This is a genomic window from Paenalicyclobacillus cellulosilyticus, from assembly GCF_014647315.1.
Lineage (GTDB): Bacteria > Bacillota > Bacilli > Alicyclobacillales > Alicyclobacillaceae > Alicyclobacillus_J > Alicyclobacillus_J cellulosilyticus.
This window is the reverse complement of record NZ_BMOY01000024.1, coordinates 1-19,320: the sequence shown is the minus strand read 5'-3', so window position 1 is coordinate 19,320 and position 19,320 is coordinate 1. Positions and strand designations below refer to the sequence as shown.

The window sequence follows — 19,320 nt, the reverse complement described above, 5'->3', positions numbered from 1 at the left end:
CGCTGCTTCTCTCCCGTAGGCGCGGCCGCGGCCGCGCGGACTCTCCCACGGCCATTGTAGCATGGACAACCGTGCCCGGGGCCTGGCCGCGTGGGTACCGCGAGCGCCCGCAGACCCAAGCCAAAACGGGGCGTACAAAAGCAGAGACCCACGCCCGGGTACGCGTGGGTCCTGCCGCCGCCCGGCTGTTGCCAGCCGACGACTTGCGTTTCTGGGAGAGGAGAAACCGGAGGAAGAGCTGAGGGGATACCCCGCCCTCACCCGCGGTTGCCTACAACAGCTCACGCCGTTGCTATTCCCATCATGCCCAAATAGCGCCCGGATATACCTCTGATACGGCGTGCATGGCATTTTTGCCCGTGCGGGCGCGCTATGATACAGTAGTCGTGACATGTTGCTGCGAGGTGGGCGAGGTGCGCATCATCGCAGGCGCTTGGCGCGGTTGCCGCCTCACGGCGCCGGCCAAAGAGGTGGCGCGGCCCACGACCGACCGGGTCAAGGAAGCGATGTTCAACTTGATGGGTTGGGACTGGAGCGGCGGCTTGGCGGTCGATCTGTTTGCCGGATCGGGCGCGTTGGGACTGGAAGCCCTCAGCCGCGGTGCCGAAGCGGCCATCCTCGTCGATACCGACCCGCGCAGCCTCGCGGCCATCCGCGAGAACGTCCGCCGCTGTCGCGCAGAGGGCCGTGCGCAGGTGTGGCGGATGGACTGGCAGTTGGCTTGGCGAAAGATTGCGTCGTCCTGCGCCGAGGTCGGCTGGGTGTTTGTCGATCCGCCGTACCGGTTGGACGCCTGGGAACGGGTGTTGGCCGTACTGGCGATGAGCCCCGTCACGATTCGCCACGGCGTGGTGTGCGAGCACCCGCGGGCACGCGTGTTGCCCGATGCCGTGCGCGGTTTGTCGCGGGTCAAGCACCGCGCCTACGGAGACATCGCGGTGAGCATTTACCGGCCTGTCGCCGGCACGGGTGACAGCGAGGAGGGACGCGGAGATGACGGAGCCGCGGGTCGGGATCTACCCGGGCAGCTTTGATCCGGTGACCAACGGGCACCTCGACGTGCTCCGCCGCGCCTGCCGCCTGTTCGATCGAGTGGTGGTCGCGGTGCTGCAAAACCCGGCCAAGACGCCGCTGTTTACGAGGGAAGAACGCCTGGCGCTCCTGGCGGAAAGCACAAAGGAGCTTCCCAATGTCTCCGTCGAATCGTTCGACGGCCTCTTGGTGGAATTGGCCGCGCGGCACCGGGCGTGCGCCGTGATCCGCGGCGTGCGGGCGGCGGGCGATTTGGAGAGCGAGCTCCGGATGGCGCAGATGAACCGCCGCCTGTATGAAGATGCGGTGACCATCCTTGTGCCGACCGATCCCGCATACGCGTTTGTCAGCTCGACACTGGTGAAGGAGGTCGCCCTGTTCGGCGGGGATGTCTCCGGTTTGGTCCCGCCGCCGGTCGCGCGCGCCTTGGCGCAAAAGCGCGCCCGGCGCGAAGGCGTCGTCTGATGGGGTGAACACACGTCGGTTGGGTCTGCGTAACCCGCGCCCGCGTGGGGAACATTCAGGACCGAGGTGACGCATATGGCTCAGATCAAAGTGGGCCTTGCCCTCGGATCTGGCGGGGCACGTGGATTCGCCCACATCGGGGTGCTCAAGGCGTTCGAAGAGCACGGCGTGCCGGTGCACGCGGTCAGCGGTTCCAGCATGGGCAGCATGGTGGCGGCGTTTTACGCGACCGGCATGAAGCCGAAGTACATGGAACAGCTGGCGTGTTCGCTCAGGCCGCGGTACTGGATGGACCTGACCGTCCCGCGCCTGGGGTTGATCCAAGGAGATCGCGTGTATCAGATGGTGGCGCTTTTGACGCGGGGATTGCGCGTGGACGAAGCGGATCTCCCGCTGGCCATCGTCGCTGCGGAATTGCTCACCCGCCGGCGCGTGGTGTTCCGCGCAGGAAAGATTGCGGATGCGGTGCGGGCGAGCATCTCCGTCCCGGGTGTGTTCGTTCCGTTCGTGCGCGAGGACGGGGTGTACGTGGACGGCGGCGTCGTCGATCCGGTGCCGGTCGAAGCGGTGCGCCAACTGGGGGTCGACGTGGTGGTGGCGGTGGATGTCGGCAATCAGCGCACCGCACCGCCGGAGACGATGCTCGACGTGATCATGCAGTCGCTCGACATGATGGCGAGCCGGTCGTGGCGGGGGCAGGCGCAAGCGGCCGACGTCACCATCACGCCCGCGTTGGAACGCATCGGGCCGTCGCATTTCCACAAAGCGGAGGCTGCCGTGGCGGCTGGGTATGAGGCGGCGGTGGCGGCGCTGCCGGCGGTTTGGTCATGCCTGGAGCGGGCGGCACGAGCCTCCTCCTGAAATCAAGAGGGAGATGGAAACCGTGTGGATGAACCTGCGCGATGTGGATGAGGCCAAGGGCGGTGTGGTACTGCACGAGACGCTCGCGTTGCCGCGCGTGGCGGAAGAGAACCGGATGGTCGAGCGGATTGACCCGGTCACGGCCGACCTGATTGCGCATAAAGCGGATCGCCTCTACCATGTGGACGGTGCGGTCGAAACGGTCATCTGGTACATGTGTTCCCGGTGCCTCGAAACGTTCTCGGCACCTCTTCACCTGCCGTTTGCCGAAGTGTTCACGCGTGATGCGGCGCGTGTGGAGGACGAGATCATCTACGCCCCGGACGACGACGTCCTGCTCGATCCGTTCATCGAGCAGACCATCAACCTGGCCATCGAGTACCGCCCGCTGTGCCGTGAAGACTGCAAGGGGTTGTGCCCGGTTTGCGGAAAGAACCGCAATCTGGAGCCGTGCGACTGCAATCCGCGGCCCGTGGATCCGCGCTGGGCCGCGCTGCAAGACTTGCTTTCACCGGACGAGTCAGAGTAAGATGAAGTGGTGTTTTGCACTGCGAAAGGAGGGTGTCCGCCGTGGCTGTCCAACAACACCGGGTCTCGAAGACGCGGAAGCGGCTGCGCCGCACGCACTTCAAGCTGGAGGCTCCTCCGTTGGTGCGTTGTCCGCAGTGTGGGGAATACAAGTTGCAACACCACGTCTGCCCGACGTGCGGGACGTACAAAGGGCGCCAGGTCATCGCGGTCAAATGAATGCCGCCTGGCCAGGCCCCTGAGACGGGGAGATGTCTCTCAGGAAGCCGGCGCAAGTCGGCTTTTTTGTTTGAGATATATATTCTGCAGGACGTGGATTGGAACGCGATGGTTGCAATCTCCTGCAACTGCGCATAGATTTATTACTAGGTCATAAGACCTGATGGGAAGTTTGGCGGAAGTCCGGCGGAGGGGGGACGGACCCCTGAAGAAGTCAGAGCGCCGCGCGGCGTTGGTTCGGTACCTGGAAGAGAATCCGTTTGCGACCGACGAGCAGTTGGCAGAGCACTTTCGCGTCAGCGTGGCGACCATCCGCCTGGATCGCGCGAGCTTGAACATCCCGGAAGCGCGGGCGCGCATCCTGCAGGTGGCGGCTGGGCGCCACGATGCGTTGCGCGCGATGGACGCCCAGGACGTGATTGGGGAGATTGTGGAGCTGCACCTCAACCGGTACGCTGTGTCGCGCCTTGTCGTCGGACCGGGCCACGTGTTCGGCAGAACGGGCATCGTCCGCGGGCACGTGTTGTTCGGTCAGGTGAACTCGCTCGCGGTGGCGATGATGGACGCCGATGTGGCCGTCACCGCCAAAGCGGAAATTCGGTTTTTGCGTCCGGTGCGCATCGGGGAGACGTTGGTGGCCCGCGCCCACGTGGTGGCGACCCAGTCGGGTGTCGCCAAGTGCGAGGTCCACACCAAGTCCGGCGGAGAGACGGTGTTGGATGGATATATCTGGGTTTCGCAAGGCCCATCCGCTGTGCACACGCCGCTGGACTGAGGGGGAAACGGGATGAGGATTGTGGTGGACGCCATGGGCGGCGACCACGCGCCGCTCGCACCCGTATCGGCTGTCTGCGCGTTTGCTGCCGAGCATCCGAGGGTTTCGTTCACGCTGGTGGGATCGGCCGCAGCCATCCGGGGCGTGCGCGCGGACCTGCCGGCGAACGTGGAGGTGCTGCCGGCCGGCAGCGTGATTGAAGCGGGGGAAGAACCGGTGCAGGCCGTGCGCCGCAAACAGGATTCCTCCTTGGTCCTCGCGGCGGAGATGGTCGCGGACGGCCGGGCCGATATCATGGTCTCGGCCGGCAACACCGGAGCGTTGGTGGCGGCCGGGCTGCTCGTCATCGGCAGGATGCACGGCATCGACCGTCCGGCCTTGGCGCCGGTGCTGCCGACCTTTGACGGCCGCGGGGTATTGCTCCTCGACGCCGGAGCGACGATGGATGCGAAACCCCAGCACTTGCTGCAATTCGCGCACATGGGGGCGGTCTATTCCCAGTACGTCCTCGGGGTGAAGCGGCCGCGGGTCGGGTTGCTCAACGTCGGGACCGAAGCGGGCAAAGGCAACCAGCTGACCAAGGCGACGTACGACCTCCTCGCGCGCTCGAACCTCGCGTTCATCGGCAACCTCGAGGCACGGGACCTGATGCAGGGTACGTGTGACGTCGTGGTGTGCGACGGGTTTGTCGGCAACGTGGTCCTGAAGCTGGTCGAAGGCGTCGGATTAGGTCTCTTCAATGTCCTGCGCGATGCGTTGACCACGAATCTCCGCGCCAAGTGCGGGGCCATCCTGCTCAAACCGACGCTCAAACCGTTGTTCAAACGGTTTGATTACTCCGAATACGGCGGCGCTCCGTTTCTCGGCGTCCAGGGCGGTTGCATGAAGGCGCACGGCAGCAGCAACCAGCGGGCGTGGTACGCCGCGCTGGCGCAGTCGGTGCGGTTCGTCGAGCAGGACTTGTTGCGAAAAATGTCCGCTGCCCTGAGCGAGGCGGGCGCGGAGTGAAGGAGAAGCGAAGCGGCATGAAGAATGTTCGTGCAGGGATCCTCGGCACGGGTCGGGCGTTGCCGGAACGCGTGCTGACCAACGCGGACCTGGAGAAGATGGTGGATACGAGCGATGAGTGGATTGTGACGCGCACCGGGATCCGGGAACGCCGGATCGCGGCACCGGAGGAGGCGACGTCCGACTACGCCGTGCGCGCGTGTGAACTCGCGCTCGCGGACGCCGGGATCGCTGCGGAAGAGGTCGATCTCATCCTCTGCGCGACGGTGACGCCCGACATGCTGTTTCCGGCCACGGCGTGTCTGGTACAGGACCGGATTGGCGCGACGAAGGCGGCGGCGATGGACATTTCGGCCGCGTGCTCAGGGTTCCTCTACGGGCTGGCGGTGGCGCACGCGTTCATCATCTCCGGACAGTACCGGTATGTCTTGGTGGTTGCGGGCGACATCCTGTCCAAGATTGTTGACTGGGAAGACCGCAGCACATGCGTGCTGTTCGGCGACGGTGCCGGCGCGGCCGTGGTCGGGCCGGTGGAAGCGGGCCGAGGATTTTTGAGCTTTGATCTCGGCGCCGACGGCAGCGGCGCGATGCATATCTGTCAACCTGCCGGCGGTTCGCGCATGCCGGCGACGGCGGAGACGGTGGCGCAACGCTTGCACTACCTGAAGATGGAGGGGCGCGAGACGTTCAAGTTCGCTGTGAAGGTCATGGCGGCGTCGACCGAGAAGGTGTTGGCACAGGCGGGGTTGACCAAGGACGACATCGACCTGCTCATCCCGCACCAAGCGAACATCCGCATCATCGAAGCCGCTCGCCAGCGCTTCGGACTCGACCCGGACAAGGTCGTCGTCACCATCGACAGGTACGGAAACACGTCGGCCTCGTCGATTCCCATCGCCCTCGACGAAGCGCGCCGGACCGGCCGGGCAAAGCCCGGGGACCTGGTGGTGATGGTCGGGTTCGGCGGCGGCCTGACCTGGGGCGCGGCGGCAGTTCGCCTGTAACCAGGATGCACGGCGACGGTTTGACCATTTGCACGCATGGGGGAGAAGCACAGGTTGAACGCGGCATTTGTCTTTCCCGGCCAAGGCGCACAGACGGTCGGCATGGGCGCCTCCCTGTTCGCACGCTATCCGGAGGCGCGCGCGCTGTTGGCACAGGCGGACGAAGTGTTGGGCTTTTCTTTGTCTTCGCTCATCACCAACGGACCGGAGGAAGCGCTGCGGTTGACGTATCACGCGCAGCCGGCGCTGTTGACGGTGAGCAGCGCGGCGTACCAGGTGTTCCGAAGCCGCTGTGACGTGACCCCGCGGTTTGTGGCCGGGCACAGCCTCGGCGAGTACAGCGCGCTTGTGGCAGCCGAGGCCTTGTCGTTTGCAGACGGGGTGCGCCTGGTTCACCTGCGCGGCCGTTGGATGGATGAGGCGTATCCAGCCGGACAGGGCGCGATGGCCGCGGTGCTCGGCCTTGATGCCGAGGCGTTGGCGGCATTGTGCCAAGAAGTGAGTGCCCGGGGACATTGGGTGGAAGTGGCGAATTACAACTGCCCTGGCCAAGTGGTGATCTCCGGGACCAAGGAAGGCGTGGCCCAGGCCGCGGAACTGGCGCGCCAGCGCGGAGCGCGGCGGACGGTGATGCTGCAGGTGAGCGGTCCGTTCCACTCGCGCCTCATGCGCAGCGCGGCCGAGAAGTTGGCGGCGGAATTGGCCAAGGTCGCTTGGCGGCGTGCGCGCTTCCCGGTGGTGGCGAACGTGGATGCCAAGCCGTATCAGGAGCCGGAGGAGGCGCGCCAGCGGTTGACGGTTCAGGTGTATTCCCCGGTGCGCTGGGAGGAGAGCGTGCGTGCGATGATGGCTGCCGGGGTCGACACGTTCATCGAGTTCGGCCCTGGCGGGGTGCTCACCGGATTGATCAAAAAGATCGACCGCGCGGTGACCGCCTGGCGGGTGGAGGACGAGGAAACCCTCAGCGAGGTGCTCCGCGCTTGCCAAGGGCGTTGATGTGCCAAGACGGCGCCGCGCCAAGGGGGAGGCCGAATCAGGTGCAGGGAAAAGTCGCGATTGTCACGGGTGCCTCGCGCGGCATCGGCCGCGCCATCGCGGTGGAACTGGGCCGCATGGGTGCCCGCGTGGTGGTGAACTACGTGGGCCGTGCCCAAGAGGCAAGGGAAACGGTGGCGTTGGTGGAGGCTGCGGGCGGCCAAGCCATCGCCGAACAGGCGGATGTGAGCCGGGCCGACGAAGCGGAGCGGTTGGTGGAGACCGCGCTCGCAGCATTCGGGCGGATCGACGTGTTGGTCAACAACGCCGGCATCACCCGCGACGGCCTCATCCTGCGGATGAAGGACGAAGACTGGGATGCGGTGCTGGGCACCAACCTCAAAGGCGCGTTTTACATGATCCGTTCCGCCGCCCGGCCGATGATGAAGCAACGGTCGGGAAGAATTGTGAACATCTCGTCTGTCGTCGGCGTGATCGGCAATGCCGGGCAGGCGAATTACGCGGCGGCCAAGGCAGGGCTCATCGGGTTGACCAAATCGGCCGCGCGGGAGTTGGCGCCGCGCGCCATCACCGTCAACGCGGTCGCCCCCGGGTATATCCAGACGGACATGACGGCAAATCTGAATGCGGAGTGGTTGGACCAGCTCAGACAGCAGATCCCGCTCGGGCGGTTCGGGACACCGGAGGACGTGGCGCACCTGGTGGCGTTCCTCGCGTCCGACGCCGCTTCCTACATCACCGGCCAGGTCTTCCATGTCGACGGCGGGATGGTCATGTAGTATACTCTTGGGAGGAGGTGAAAGCATGTCGGACACGTTTGAACGGGTGAAGAACATCATTGTGGACAAATTGGGCGTCGATGCCTCCAAGGTGACGCCGGAGTCCACGTTCAAAGACGACTTGGGCGCGGATTCGCTCGATGTGGTCGAGTTGATCATGGAGCTCGAGGACGAGTTCGATATGGAGATCTCGGACGAAGACGCGGAGAAGATCAGCACGGTCGGCGACGTCGTTACATACATCGAGCAACACCAGTAAGGGCGTTCCCGCTTCCCCAAGTACGCAACGAAGTCCCGCGCACTTGCCGGGGCTTTCTGTTATGTAGGGGGTGACGTTGTGAGTCGGCGGGTCGTGGTGACAGGGATGGGCGTGGTGACGCCCATCGGCAACGATGTCCCGACCTTTTGGGAGAACCTCGTGCGCGGCGTCTCGGGGATCTCGTACATCACGTCGTTCGACGCGAGCGACTATCCCACGCGGTTTGCCGGCGAGGTGCGCGACTTCGATCCGTCGCTGTACATGGACCGCAAGGACGTGCGGCGGTTCGACCGGTTCACCCAGTTCGCCATCGCCGCGGCGTCCCAGGCCATCCAAGATGCGGGGTTGAAGATCACGCCGGAGAACGCCGAACGCGTGGGTGTCTATATTGGTTCCGGCATCGGCGGCATCCACACGCTGCTCGAGAACTACCGCACGCTGCTCGAACGCGGGCCGCGGCGCGTGAGTCCGTCCGTGGTGCCGATGATGATTGCGAACATCGCTTCCGGGCAGGTGTCCATCCTGTTTGGCGCCAAGGGGCCGAACAGTGCTCCGGTTTCGGCATGTGCGACGAGTACGCACGCCATTGGCGATGCATTTAAGATCATCCAGCGCGGAGCAGCCGATGTGATGATCGCCGGCGGCGCAGAGTCGGCCATCGTCGATCTCGCCCTGGCCGGGTTTTGCAATGCCAAGGCGCTGTCGACGCGCAACGATGACCCACAGCGGGCCAGCCGGCCGTTTGACAAAGACCGGGACGGGTTCGTGATGAGCGAAGGCGCAGGTGTCGTCATCCTCGAGTCGCTGGAACACGCGCTGGCGCGCGGGGCCCGGATTTACGCCGAGATTGCCGGGTATGGGATGTCGGGCGACGCGTACCACGTGGTGGCTCCCGACCCGGAAGGAAGCGGCGCATACCGGGCGATGCGGGATGCGCTACTGGACGCGGGCGTCACGCCGCAGGACGTGGCGTACATCAACGCGCACGGCACGTCCACCGACATCGGGGATAAGCACGAGACGCTCGCCATCAAACGGTTGTTCGGGGAGCATGCGTATCGCCTGGCCATCAGCTCGAACAAGTCGATGTTGGGCCATCTGCTCGGCGCGGCCGGCGGTGTGGAGGCCATCGCCACGGTGAAAACCATCGCGGAATCGGTGGTCCCTCCGACCATCAACTATGAGACGCCAGACCCGGAGTGCGATCTCGACTACGTCCCGAACGCCGCGCGCAGGATGGACGTGCCTGTGGCCATGTCCAATTCGTTCGGATTCGGCGGCCACAACGCCTGCATCGTGTTCAAACGCTACACGCCGGCTTGAGCGGGAGAAGGCGGGGGCGCCGTTGGGTGCGTCCCGCCTCCCCTCACGGCGGTTTTTTGGCGCGGCGCAGAAGGAGATGCGCAGGATTGGTGAGCAAATGGGACGAACTGCAAGCGGCGCTTGGCACCCGGTTCAACCGGGTGGAGTTGTTGATCCAGGCATTCACCCATGCGTCCTATCGGAATGAACACCGGAAATCCCCCATTGAGGACAATGAACGCTTGGAATTTCTCGGCGATGCCGTGCTCGAACTCGTGGTCAGCGAATACTTGTTCCACCTGCGCCCCGACTGGCCGGAGGGCGAATTGACGCGGCTGCGGGCGGCCATCGTCTGTGAACCGTCGTTGGAACGGTTCGCCCGCAACCTCGGGTTTCACCACTACGTGCGGTTGGGCCGCGGGGAAGAGCGATCGGGCGGGAGGCAGCGCCCGGCGTTGCTCGCCGACGTATTCGAGGCGTTTATCGGTGCGCTGTACCTGGATCAGGGTCTGGACGCGGTCCGTGCTTTCGCCGAACGGCACATGTTCGCGCACCTCGATCCGTCGTCCGTCACCCCGGACTACAAGACGGAGTTGCAGGAATGGGTCCAGCAACACACCGCGGCCGACCTCCACTATGAAATCGTCGAAGAGCGGGGTCCGGCACACGCCCGGGAGTTCGTGGCGCGCGTCATCGTGGGCGTCGAAGAACTCGGCACCGGGGTGGGCCGTTCCAAGAAAGAGGCGGAACAGCACGCCGCGGGCGAAGCGCTGCAAAAGTTGAAGGGCCGCACCCTAGGGGGATCGTGAGGTGTATCTCAAGCGGATCGAGATCCATGGCTTTAAGTCGTTCGCCGACCGCACCACCCTGGAGTTGTCCCCTGGCATCACCGCCATCGTCGGCCCGAACGGAAGCGGCAAGAGCAACATCGCCGACGCCATCCGCTGGGTGCTCGGCGAACAGAACGCCCGCTCGCTGCGCGGGAACCGGATGGAGGACGTGATCTTCGCAGGCAGTGAAGGGCGCCGGTCTGTCAACTTTTGTGAGGTCTCCATCACGCTCGACAACGCCGACCGCCACCTCCCGGTGGTGTTCGACGAGGTGCGGGTGACGCGCCGCGTCTACCGCTCAGGCGAAAGCGAGTACCTCATCAACCAGCAGCCGTGCCGCCTCAAAGATATTCATGAACTGTTCATGGACTCCGGCTTGGGCCGGGAGGCGTATTCCATCATCGGCCAGGGGCGGGTCGAGGAGTTGCTTTCCACGCAGCCGGAGGACCGGCGCGGTCCGTTCGAGGAGGCGGCCGGGATCGTCAAGTTCAAGACCCGGCGGAAGGAGACGGAGCGGCGCCTGGAAGAAAGTGCGGCCAACCTGACCCGGGTGGACGACATCCTTGCCGAATTGACCGCGCAAGCCGGCCCATTGGCGGAAGAGGCGGCGCGGGCGATGCACTATCAAGAAGTGGCAGCACGGTTGACCGCCGTCGAGGCGTCCTTGTGGGTGGCGGAGATCGACGCCTGCCGGGCGCGCTGGGAACGGGCGCAGGCGGAGGCGTCGCGCTGGGGAGAGGTGCGGGCCGAGGCGGCGGCGGAGCTGGCGCGGCTGGAACAGGCGCTGGCGCAGGCGCAGGCGGCGTTTGACGCGGCCCACACCGCGTATGAGCGGATGCAGCAGGAGTGGATGGCGCAGGTCGAAGCGCGTGAGCAAGCAGAAAGTACCCTCGCCCGCCTGCGCGAGCGTCTCGATCACGCCCGCCGCACGCATGCGGAGCGGCAGGAACAGGCGGAGGTCACCCGGCGCGAGCTGCAAGAATGCCAAGAACAACTGGGCGAGGCGCAAGCGCGCGCGCAGGTGCTCCTCGCCCAGTGCGAGGTCAAGGAAGCGGAGCAGGCTGCGCTCGTCCAAGCGCAGGATGTGCGCACCCGTGAACAGCTGGCGGCAGACATCGAGCGTTGGTCTGCGGCGGTGATTGAGGGTCATCGCAAGGTGTCCGGGTTGCGCAACGCGCTGCAGGCGGCGCAAGAAGCGGTGGCGTTGGACGACAAACGCCGGGAACGGGCGGAACAGGAGGTGTCCCGCTGGCGGGCGGCGCTCGCGGAAGCGGATCAAGCGCTCAGCCGCCTGGCGCGCGAGCGGGCTTTGGCGGCAGAGAAGATGGCGGCGCTGCAAGCCGACGCGGAGGAAGTCGAAAAGCGCCGCCGACAGCTGCAGCAGGCGGAGGCGAGGTGTGCGGCGGAGGTGAGCCGCCTGCAGGCCGAGGCTGCGTCGCTTGTGGCCCGCTTGGACTTGTTGCGCGACCTCGCGGCGAGTTACGACGGATACCAGCAGGGCGTCCGCGCTGTGCTGCAGGCCGCGGAACAGGGGAAGTTGCGCGGCGTGCACGGGGCCATCGCCAACTTGATCCAAGTACCGCAAGCGTACGAGACGGCCATCGAAACCGCGCTCGGCGCCGCCGTTCAGAACATCGTGGTCGCGACCGAAGCGGATGCGCGGGCGGCTATCGAATGGTTGAAACGGCAGCGCGCGGGGCGAGCGACATTCATGCCGCTCGACGTCGTGCGCGGCAGGCAACTGGCGGCGAAGGAGCGCCAGGCGTTGGCGGCTGCACCCGGCTTGGTGGGCGTGGCGAGCGAGTTGGTGCGAACAGAGGAAGTCTACCGCGATGTGGTGAATCACCTTCTCGGCCAGGTCATCGTCGCGGAGACGCTCGTGGCGGCCAACGACCTGGCGCGGCGCACCGGATACCGTCTGCGGGTGGTCACGCTCGACGGCGACGTGGTGCATCCTGGCGGCATGATGTCGGGCGGCAGCCAACCCAGTCGCCGGAGCGGGGGGCTCTTGGGCCGCGCCCGCGAGCAGCGCGACGCACAGGTCGAGCTGCAGGGGGTGGAAGCGTCGCTCGCCGCCGTGCGGCGTGACCAGGAGCGCATCCGCCATGAGGGGACGGCGTTGTTCGAGCAACAGCAAGCCTTGTCGCAAGAACTGGATGCTGTCCGCCGCCAGTGCGCCGAGATCGATCTGACGGAGCGGGAATGGCAGGCGCGGCGCCGGCACGCGGAAGACCGCCTGGCCACCCTCGAATGGGAACGGATGCAGGCGAACGACGAGCAACACGAGGCCGTCGCCAAGGCGGAGGAGACTGCACGGGCTCTCGCGGCCGCGGAGGCTGAATTGGCGGCTGCGGAGGCCGAGGTCGCGGCGCTGCGTGAACGGTTGTCTGCGCACGACGCAAAGGCAGCAGAACAAAAGGAGCTTTTGACCGCGCTGCAGGTGGAATTGGCCGCGCTGAAACAGGAGGCGCGCGCGTGGGCGGACAAAGCGGACGAACTGCGGCAGCGCCAACACCGCTTGCAAGCGCGCGTCGCCGAACGGGAAGCCGCCCTCGCGGAGGCACTGCGGCTCATCGCGCAGACGGAGGCGGACATCGCGCAAGCGGAGGAGACCTGGGCACAGGCACAAACCGCTGTCGCGGAGGCGGAAGCACAGCACCAACGCTTGCGCCAAGCCAGGCAGGAGGCCGAAGCGGAGGTGGCCGAGCGGGATCGCGCCTGCCGCGCACAGCGGTCGGTGTTGGCAGAGGCCGAAGAGCGATGGCACCGGGCGACGGCGGCCGCGGAGCGCCTCGACATGGAGCTGCAGCACGCGCTGCGCACCCTGGGTGAGCGGTACCGCATGACGTACGAGTGGGCAAAGGCCCACCACCCGCCTCCGGACGACGTGGAGTCGGCGCGGCGGGAGGCAGCGGCGCTGCGGCGCGAATTGGACGCAATGGGCGAGGTGCGTCTCGCCGCCATCGATGAGTGGCAACGGTTGTCCGAGCGGATCGCATACCTCGAGCGGGAACGGACAGACCTCGTGCAGGCGCGGGAACAGCTGTTGACCATTCTGGGCGAAATCGACCGTGAGATGGCGCGCAGGTTTTCCGAGACGTTCGAGCAGATCCGGCAGGCGTTTCAGGTGAGTTTCAAGCAACTCTTCTCCGGCGGTCGCGCTGATTTGGTCCTGACGCGCCCGGATGATCCGCTGGCCACAGGCATCGAAGTCATGGCTCAACCGCCCGGGAAAAAGCTGCAAAACCTCAACCTGTTGTCGGGCGGAGAACGGGCGTTGACGGCGATGGCGCTGTTGTTCGCCATCCTGCGGGTGCGGCCGGTGCCGTTTTGCGTCCTGGACGAGGTGGAAGCCGCGCTCGATGAAGCGAACGTGTCGCGGTTCGCGCAGCAATTGCGGGCATTGGCGGCGCGGACGCAGTTCATCGTCATCACGCACCGCCGCGGCACGATGGAGGAGGCGGACGCCCTGTACGGTGTGACGATGCAAGAGTTCGGGATCTCGACGCTGGTCAGCGTGCGCTTGGCGGAAGATGCCGACCCGGAGACGGCCTGAGGAGGCGAGCGGCATGGGGTTGCTGGATAAGTTTCGCAAGGGCTTGGAGAAGAGCCGGGAGGCGGTGTGGGGGCGCTTGGCGCAGGCGTTTTCCCGCCAGCGGTTGGACGATACGGTGTTCGACGAGATGGAGGAAGCCCTGCTCGCAGCCGATGTCGGAGTGGAGACGTCCGTGTGGCTGGTCGAGCAGGTGCGCAAGAAGGCGCGCGAGCAGCGGATCGCCACGCCGGAAGAACTTCCTGCATTGCTGCAACAGGCGATGGAAGAGGCGCTCGCCGGGATGGACGTGACCATGCGCACCGCGGCGGCGGGCCCCTCGCTCTATTTGGTGGTCGGGGTCAACGGGGTGGGCAAGACCACGACCATCGGCAAGCTTGGCCACCGCTTGGTGCAGCGCGGCGCGCGGGTGATCTTCGCGGCGGGCGATACGTTCCGCGCGGCCGCCATCGAGCAACTCCAGGCATGGGGCAAGCGGGCCGGGTGCGACGTGGTGCACCACAGCCAAGGGGCCGATCCCGCCGCCGTCGTGTACGATGCCATCGCGGCGGCGAAAGCACGCCGGGCAGACTACATCCTGTGCGACACCGCGGGACGATTGCACAACAAGGCGCACCTGATGGCTGAATTGTCGAAGATCCATAAGGTCGTGAGCCGCGAATTGCCCGGGGCGCCTCATGAAGTGCTGCTGGTGCTCGACGGGACGACCGGGCAGAACGCCATGTTGCAGACGAAAGCTTTCAAGGAAGTGGTGCAGGTCACCGGGATCGCCGTGACGAAGTTGGACAGCACGGCCAAAGGCGGCGTGATCCTGCCCATCGTCCGCGAGTTCCGCGTGCCGGTGAAGTGGGTAGGCCTCGGCGAAGGCATCGACGACCTGGAACCGTTCGATCCGTCCTCCTTCGCGCACGCGTTGTGCCGTTCGTGACGGTCGGGCAGGTTGAAGAAGTGCCAGCCGAAGACACTGTAAAGGGGATCTCCTTGACAGTGACGAAAGACGATTCTATAATGAGCAAAGTCGCCCGGATGGGATGCCTGTACGACATCTACGGTCCTCTCCTGACGCCGCGGCAGCGCGAGATGGTGGAATTGCACTACTTTGACGACTGGTCGCTGGCGGAGATCGCCGAGCGGTTGGGCGTCAGTCGCCAAGCAGTCCATGATCACCTGCGCCGGGCCGAGGAGCAATTGGAAGGGTACGAGGCCGCGCTGGGTGTCTGGGCGCAGCAGATGGAATTGCGCCGGTTGGTGGCGCGGTTGCTCCGCGAATGGTCGGTGGCGCGGGCGTTCGTTCCGGCTGTGGCACAGGACGGGATGGATCAAGCGGTGCGCGCGTTGGCGGAACGATTCCTTCCGGAGGGGGGAGAGACCTAGATGCTCGAAGGCCTCGCGAACAGCTTGCAGCGAGCCTTGGCCAAGCTTAAGGCAAAAGGCAAGCTCACGGAGGAAGATGTCCAAGAGGCGATGCGCGAAGTACGCCTTGCCCTCCTTGCGGCCGACGTGAACGTCAAGGTGGTCAAGGACTTCGTGGAACGGGTGCGGGCACGGGCGATTGGGCAAGAGGTACAGCAGAGCCTCACCCCCGGCCAACAAGTGGTCAAGATTGTGTATGAAGAGCTGACGGAGCTCATGGGCGGCAGCCAGACAAGGCTGCGGATGGCGCCGCACCCGCCGACAGTCGTGATGATGGTCGGTTTGCAAGGATCGGGCAAGACCACGACGACAGCGAAACTGGCGCTCTCCTTCCGCCGGCATCAGCACCGTCCGTTGATGGTGGCCGCCGACGTGTACCGTCCTGCCGCCATTCGCCAGCTCGAGGTATTGGGCAGGCAGATCGACGTACCGGTGTTTTCCCTCGGTGAGGGGGAAGACCCTGTCCGCATCGCGGAGGCGGGTGTCGCGGAAGCGCGCCGCATGGGTGCGGACGTGGTCCTCATCGACACCGCGGGTCGGACGCATGTCGATGAGGCGCTCATGCAGGAGCTGGAACGCATGCAGGCGCAGGTGCACCCGGACGAGGTCCTGCTCGTCGTCGACGCGATGATGGGGCAGGATGCGGTTCATGTGGCCGAAGCGTTCCATACCCGCCTCGGTGTGACGGGGGTCGTCCTGACGAAACTCGACAGCGACACCCGCGGCGGCGCTGCGCTCACCATTCGCGCGGTGACCGGGTGTCCTATCAAGTTCGTCGGCATGGGCGAAAAGATTGAGCCGTTGGAGGCGTTCCACCCGGACCGGTTGGCCTCCCGGATCCTGGGCATGGGTGACGTGCTCAGCCTCATCGAACGCGCGCAGCAAGCGGTCGATGAACAGACCGCGAAGGAGATGGAACAAAAGCTCCGTCAAGCCAGGTTCACGCTGGACGATTTCCGGCAGTGGTTGCAACAGGCGCAGAAACTGGGTCCGTTGGATCAACTGCTGAGCATGATCCCGGGTGTGAACAAGCTGAAGGGGATTGAAAACCTCAGCTGGGACGACAAACGCTTCAAACGCATGGAGGCCATCATTCTGTCGATGACGCCTGAAGAACGGGCGAATCCGGACGTGATGAACGCCAGCCGCCGGCGGCGCGTCGCCAATGGCAGCGGGGTGACCGTCCGGGAAGTGAACCAGTTGTTGAATCAGTTCGAACAGATGCAACAGATGATGAAGCGTTTCTCCGGTTTGGGCCGCCGCTTTGGGCGCCGCGGCGCGGCGCTGCAAGCCCTGAAGGGATTGGACCTTCCGGATCTCGGTATGTCGGAGCCGCTCTCCCCTTCGCGCCACCCGGGCGAGGGGCGTCGGCGCTCCCGCAAGTCGAAGCGGCGCTGATGCTCTGCCGGTGAACGCTGGCTCCGAACGCCCTGGCGGTCAAGTTTTCGCGAGGACACAAGAGGAAGATCTTCGTGCGGAGATCTTGATATCATCGATGCGAGGTGGATGTGACGATGGCAGTCAAGATTCGGTTGAAGCGGATGGGCGCCAAGAAACGGCCGTTTTATCGTGTGGTGGTCGCGGATTCCCGTTCACCGCGGGATGGACGAGTCATTGAAGAAATCGGCACGTACAACCCGCTCACCGACCCGGCTCAGGTGAACATCGACGTGGAGAAGGCGCTCAAGTGGCTGCAGATCGGGGCCCAACCGTCGGACACCGCCCGGAGCCTGCTGAGCCGGGCAGGTGTCATGGCCAAGTTTCATGAGCGGAAGTATGCGAAAAAGGGATGACATGGCATGCAGGCAGGGCCGTCTGGCGCCTGCCTGCACGTCACCAGAGGGGTTGTGTCGTGAGGGAATTGTTGGAATTCTTAGCGAAGTCGCTCGTCGAGCATCCGGACGCTGTGGTCGTGGAAGAGCACACGCGCGGCGATGCGGTCGTGTACCGACTGCTCGTCCATCCGGAGGACATCGGCCAGGTGATTGGCCGCCACGGCCGGATCGCGAAAGCGATCCGGCAGGTGATGCATGCTGCCGCGCATCGTGAAGGCCGGCACGTCATCGTCGACATCGCGGAATAATGTTACAGATTGTGAAAAAAGAGGAGGTCCTCACCCTTGCTGACGATTCGCCAACCTGTTGCGGTGAAGTTCATTCTCACGGAGCAGACCAAGCAACAACTCATCGCAGAGCACCGTTTCCATATTGAGCGGTTACAGATGGAATTGGAACAGTTGGAGGTTGCCGGAAAGCAAGCATTGGAACAGGCCATGGCGCAAGGCGGTGATGTGGCACAGCAAGTCAAAGAACAGATTGAGGCCGAAAAACAGGCCCGCATCGCCCAGCGTGAACAGTTGATTGAGCAGATTCAACAAATCCAGCAGATGGAACTCGGGACTGAGATTCAAAATATGACCGTGGAGACCACAGTGGATGTCCACGTCGGCGATGATTGGACAAAGATCCTCCAGGGTGCCGAGATCATCATCAAGGACGGGATCGTCCACGAAATCCGCCGCGGCGGAGAACCGGTTCCGGAAACGGAGTGAACGCCAGAACGGTTCGGCATCCCTGCGGTCGAGTCCGCGGCATCTTTACACACCCCAGCACGATGGGAGCGGCTGCACCGGATCATGGAAGCGCGATATTTCACCGTCGGCGTGATCACGAGTACGCATGGTCTGCGGGGCGAGGTCAAGGTGTATCCGCGCACCGATTTCCCGGAGCTGCGGTTTCGGCCAGGATCGTTGCTTTATCTGCGCAAACCGGGTCAAACACCGGTGCGCGAATTGACCGTGCGTTCCGCAAGGCCGCATAAAAACCTGTGGCTCGTAGGGTTTTCAGGTTTGCCCACCATCCATGATGTGGAATCCTTTCGGGGTATGGAACTTTGTGTCCATGAACGGCAGTTGCCCGAGTTGCCGGAAGGAACCTATTATATCCATCAACTGGTCGGTTTGCGCGTGGTCACGGAGAACGGGGAAGAACTCGGCACGCTGAGCGAGGTCTTGACTCCGGGCGCCAATGACGTGTACGTCGTACGCGCACCTGGCCGTAAGCGGGACATCTTGCTGCCCGCCATTGCCGACTGCATTCGTACGGTCGATCTCGACCGTGGCCTGATGGTTGTGCGTCTATTGCCTGGGTTGATCGACGAGGATGAGGAGGGGGAACAGCCCCGCGGCGGGTATCATGCACAGTAGTTTGAAGGTCACCATTTTCACTTTGTTCCCCCAGATGTTTACGGGTGTACTCGAGGAGAGCATCCTCAAGCGTGCGCGTGAAGGGGGATATGTGGACGTTCGGTTGGTCAACTTCCGTGATTATGCGGTGGACAAGCATAAAACGGTAGACGATTATCCGTTTGGCGGCGGCGCTGGGATGGTCCTCAAACCGGAACCGCTGTTTCGTGCAGTGGAAGCCGTGTTGGCTGGGCGGCGCCCCGGCGAGGTGCCGGTGATTCTTCTCACGCCGCAGGGCAGGACGTTTACCCAGCGGATCGCAGAGGAACTGGCTGCGACGCCAGAATGGATGTTGATCTGCGGGCATTATGAAGGGTTTGATGAGCGGGTGCGCCAACACCTCGCCACCGATGAGTTGTCACTCGGCGATTTTGTGATGACGGGTGGTGAGATCGCGGCGATGGCGGTCCTTGATGCGGTGGTGCGCCTGATTCCGGGCGTGCTGGGCAATGAGACCTCGTCCGCCGAAGAGTCGTTTGCCAACGGGTTGCTTGAGTATCCACAATATACGCGCCCGGCAGTGTTCCGGGGGTGGTCCGTGCCGGAGGTTCTCTTGTCCGGCCATCACGCGAAGATCGCTGCTTGGCGGCATCGGCACGCGCTGTTTCGTACTTGGCGGCGACGTCCGGACTTGTTGGCGGCGCGGGAGTTTTCTGCCGAGGAGCGCGCTTGGTTGGCGCGGTGGCAGGAAGGGGACTGGTCGGACATCGATGTGCCGGAATGAATGTGCTGCGCAGATGCGGCATGACGGCTGCACTCTTCGTGTCGATGCATAAAGGAGTTGCACCCCCTTGACGCCCCGGGCGGCGGGGTGATATATTGTTCAACGCCGCCGCCACCCGCGCGGGGTGGTGGCAGGTCAGCCGCCGATTGCGGCGGTGTGCCAGCAACTTCCGCTTGCACATGGCGGGTTGGCTGTGGTAAGGTAGTCGGTGCCGCCGTCGCGCGGGGACGCGCCGGGACGGCGGGAGACGGCAGACACCGGGCATCACCGGGACCGAGGCGGGCAGCCGCGGGCAGCGGTGGTGCACGGGCGCGGTTCCTTGAAAACT

At 64.7% G+C, this 19,320-nt stretch carries 22 protein-coding genes; all 22 read left to right on the top strand.

Annotated elements, in window-relative coordinates:
- Positions 1–413 precede the first annotated feature (413 nt).
- A complete protein-coding gene (gene rsmD, locus IEX97_RS08475; RefSeq protein WP_188882362.1) occupies positions 414–1,034 on the top strand; it encodes a 16S rRNA (guanine(966)-N(2))-methyltransferase RsmD in 621 nt (206 codons plus the stop codon).
- A complete protein-coding gene (coaD, locus tag IEX97_RS08470; protein WP_188882360.1) occupies positions 994–1,497 on the top strand; it encodes a pantetheine-phosphate adenylyltransferase in 504 nt (167 codons plus the stop codon). The genes rsmD and coaD overlap by 41 nt, the downstream gene beginning before the upstream one ends.
- 75 nt (positions 1,498–1,572) lie before the next feature.
- A complete protein-coding gene (locus IEX97_RS08465) occupies positions 1,573–2,358 on the top strand; it encodes a patatin-like phospholipase family protein (protein ID WP_188882358.1) in 786 nt (261 codons plus the stop codon).
- Between the two features lie 13 nt (positions 2,359–2,371).
- Entirely contained in the window at positions 2,372–2,887 is a 516-nt protein-coding gene (locus IEX97_RS08460; RefSeq protein WP_188882357.1) for a YceD family protein, read from the top strand.
- Between the two features lie 41 nt (positions 2,888–2,928).
- A complete protein-coding gene (gene rpmF, locus IEX97_RS08455; RefSeq protein WP_188882356.1) occupies positions 2,929–3,105 on the top strand; it encodes a 50S ribosomal protein L32 in 177 nt (58 codons plus the stop codon).
- 163 nt (positions 3,106–3,268) lie between these two features.
- A complete protein-coding gene (gene fapR, locus IEX97_RS08450) occupies positions 3,269–3,880 on the top strand; it encodes a transcription factor FapR (protein WP_188882355.1) in 612 nt (203 codons plus the stop codon).
- A gap of 12 nt (positions 3,881–3,892) precedes the next feature.
- On the top strand, positions 3,893–4,888 hold the full coding sequence (gene plsX / locus IEX97_RS08445; RefSeq protein ID WP_188882354.1) for a phosphate acyltransferase PlsX: 996 nt from the start codon (positions 3,893–3,895) through the stop codon (positions 4,886–4,888).
- Between the two features lie 17 nt (positions 4,889–4,905).
- Positions 4,906–5,892, top strand: coding sequence for a beta-ketoacyl-ACP synthase III (locus IEX97_RS08440; protein ID WP_188882353.1), 987 nt, complete (start codon positions 4,906–4,908; stop codon positions 5,890–5,892).
- A gap of 54 nt (positions 5,893–5,946) precedes the next feature.
- Positions 5,947–6,888 carry an ACP S-malonyltransferase gene (gene fabD / locus IEX97_RS08435; RefSeq protein ID WP_229776676.1) on the top strand — a complete coding sequence of 314 codons (942 nt, stop codon included), beginning with the start codon at positions 5,947–5,949 and terminating at the stop codon, positions 6,886–6,888.
- Complete coding sequence (gene fabG / locus IEX97_RS08430) at positions 6,888–7,667, top strand: 3-oxoacyl-[acyl-carrier-protein] reductase (protein WP_188882382.1); 780 nt, start codon at positions 6,888–6,890, stop codon at positions 7,665–7,667. Before fabD ends, fabG begins: the two co-directional genes overlap by 1 nt.
- A gap of 25 nt (positions 7,668–7,692) precedes the next feature.
- Positions 7,693–7,926, top strand: coding sequence for an acyl carrier protein (locus tag IEX97_RS08425; RefSeq protein ID WP_188882351.1), 234 nt, complete (start codon positions 7,693–7,695; stop codon positions 7,924–7,926).
- A gap of 78 nt (positions 7,927–8,004) precedes the next feature.
- The gene (gene fabF, locus IEX97_RS08420) at positions 8,005–9,249 is read left to right on the top strand and encodes a beta-ketoacyl-ACP synthase II (RefSeq protein WP_188882350.1); all 1,245 of its coding nucleotides are present in this window, start codon (positions 8,005–8,007) and stop codon (positions 9,247–9,249) included.
- A gap of 86 nt (positions 9,250–9,335) precedes the next feature.
- Positions 9,336–10,037 carry a ribonuclease III gene (gene rnc / locus IEX97_RS08415; protein ID WP_188882349.1) on the top strand — a complete coding sequence of 234 codons (702 nt, stop codon included), beginning with the start codon at positions 9,336–9,338 and terminating at the stop codon, positions 10,035–10,037.
- Position 10,038: 1 nt separating this feature from the next.
- On the top strand, positions 10,039–13,614 hold the full coding sequence (gene smc, locus IEX97_RS08410) for a chromosome segregation protein SMC (RefSeq protein WP_188882348.1): 3,576 nt from the start codon (positions 10,039–10,041) through the stop codon (positions 13,612–13,614).
- Between the two features lie 13 nt (positions 13,615–13,627).
- Positions 13,628–14,539, top strand: a complete 912-nt coding sequence (gene ftsY / locus IEX97_RS08405) for a signal recognition particle-docking protein FtsY (protein ID WP_229776674.1) — start codon at positions 13,628–13,630, stop codon at positions 14,537–14,539.
- Positions 14,540–14,619: 80 nt separating this feature from the next.
- Positions 14,620–14,985 carry a YlxM family DNA-binding protein gene (gene ylxM, locus IEX97_RS08400; RefSeq protein ID WP_188882346.1) on the top strand — a complete coding sequence of 122 codons (366 nt, stop codon included), beginning with the start codon at positions 14,620–14,622 and terminating at the stop codon, positions 14,983–14,985.
- Positions 14,986–16,422 carry a signal recognition particle protein gene (ffh, locus tag IEX97_RS08395; RefSeq protein ID WP_188882345.1) on the top strand — a complete coding sequence of 479 codons (1,437 nt, stop codon included), beginning with the start codon at positions 14,986–14,988 and terminating at the stop codon, positions 16,420–16,422.
- 116 nt (positions 16,423–16,538) lie between these two features.
- Positions 16,539–16,817 carry a 30S ribosomal protein S16 gene (gene rpsP, locus IEX97_RS08390; protein WP_188882343.1) on the top strand — a complete coding sequence of 93 codons (279 nt, stop codon included), beginning with the start codon at positions 16,539–16,541 and terminating at the stop codon, positions 16,815–16,817.
- Between the two features lie 59 nt (positions 16,818–16,876).
- A complete protein-coding gene (locus IEX97_RS08385) occupies positions 16,877–17,107 on the top strand; it encodes a KH domain-containing protein (protein ID WP_188882342.1) in 231 nt (76 codons plus the stop codon).
- Between the two features lie 36 nt (positions 17,108–17,143).
- The gene (locus tag IEX97_RS08380; RefSeq protein ID WP_229776672.1) at positions 17,144–17,575 is read left to right on the top strand and encodes a YlqD family protein; all 432 of its coding nucleotides are present in this window, start codon (positions 17,144–17,146) and stop codon (positions 17,573–17,575) included.
- An 84-nt stretch (positions 17,576–17,659) separates the two neighbouring features.
- Complete coding sequence (gene rimM, locus IEX97_RS08375; protein ID WP_188882341.1) at positions 17,660–18,229, top strand: ribosome maturation factor RimM; 570 nt, start codon at positions 17,660–17,662, stop codon at positions 18,227–18,229.
- A gap of 1 nt (position 18,230) precedes the next feature.
- A complete protein-coding gene (gene trmD / locus IEX97_RS08370) occupies positions 18,231–18,992 on the top strand; it encodes a tRNA (guanosine(37)-N1)-methyltransferase TrmD (RefSeq protein ID WP_188882380.1) in 762 nt (253 codons plus the stop codon).
- Positions 18,993–19,320 lie beyond the last annotated feature (328 nt).

Excerpts from the sequence above, each read along its gene's own strand:
- coaD (WP_188882360.1), top strand. The coding sequence starts at position 994 with ATGACGGAGCCGCGGGTCGGGATCTACCCGGGCAGCTTTGATCCGGTG.
- IEX97_RS08465 (WP_188882358.1), top strand. The coding sequence starts at position 1,573 with ATGGCTCAGATCAAAGTGGGCCTTGCCCTCGGATCTGGCGGGGCACGT.
- IEX97_RS08460 (WP_188882357.1), top strand. The coding sequence starts at position 2,372 with ATGGAAACCGTGTGGATGAACCTGCGCGATGTGGATGAGGCCAAGGGC.
- fapR (WP_188882355.1), top strand. The coding sequence starts at position 3,269 with ATGGGAAGTTTGGCGGAAGTCCGGCGGAGGGGGGACGGACCCCTGAAG.
- plsX (WP_188882354.1), top strand. The coding sequence starts at position 3,893 with ATGAGGATTGTGGTGGACGCCATGGGCGGCGACCACGCGCCGCTCGCA.
- IEX97_RS08440 (WP_188882353.1), top strand. The coding sequence starts at position 4,906 with ATGAAGAATGTTCGTGCAGGGATCCTCGGCACGGGTCGGGCGTTGCCG.
- fabG (WP_188882382.1), top strand. The coding sequence starts at position 6,888 with ATGTGCCAAGACGGCGCCGCGCCAAGGGGGAGGCCGAATCAGGTGCAG.
- IEX97_RS08425 (WP_188882351.1), top strand. The coding sequence starts at position 7,693 with ATGTCGGACACGTTTGAACGGGTGAAGAACATCATTGTGGACAAATTG.
- ftsY (WP_229776674.1), top strand. The coding sequence starts at position 13,628 with ATGGGGTTGCTGGATAAGTTTCGCAAGGGCTTGGAGAAGAGCCGGGAG.
- ylxM (WP_188882346.1), top strand. The coding sequence starts at position 14,620 with ATGAGCAAAGTCGCCCGGATGGGATGCCTGTACGACATCTACGGTCCT.
- ffh (WP_188882345.1), top strand. The coding sequence starts at position 14,986 with ATGCTCGAAGGCCTCGCGAACAGCTTGCAGCGAGCCTTGGCCAAGCTT.
- rpsP (WP_188882343.1), top strand. The coding sequence starts at position 16,539 with ATGGCAGTCAAGATTCGGTTGAAGCGGATGGGCGCCAAGAAACGGCCG.
- rimM (WP_188882341.1), top strand. The coding sequence starts at position 17,660 with ATGGAAGCGCGATATTTCACCGTCGGCGTGATCACGAGTACGCATGGT.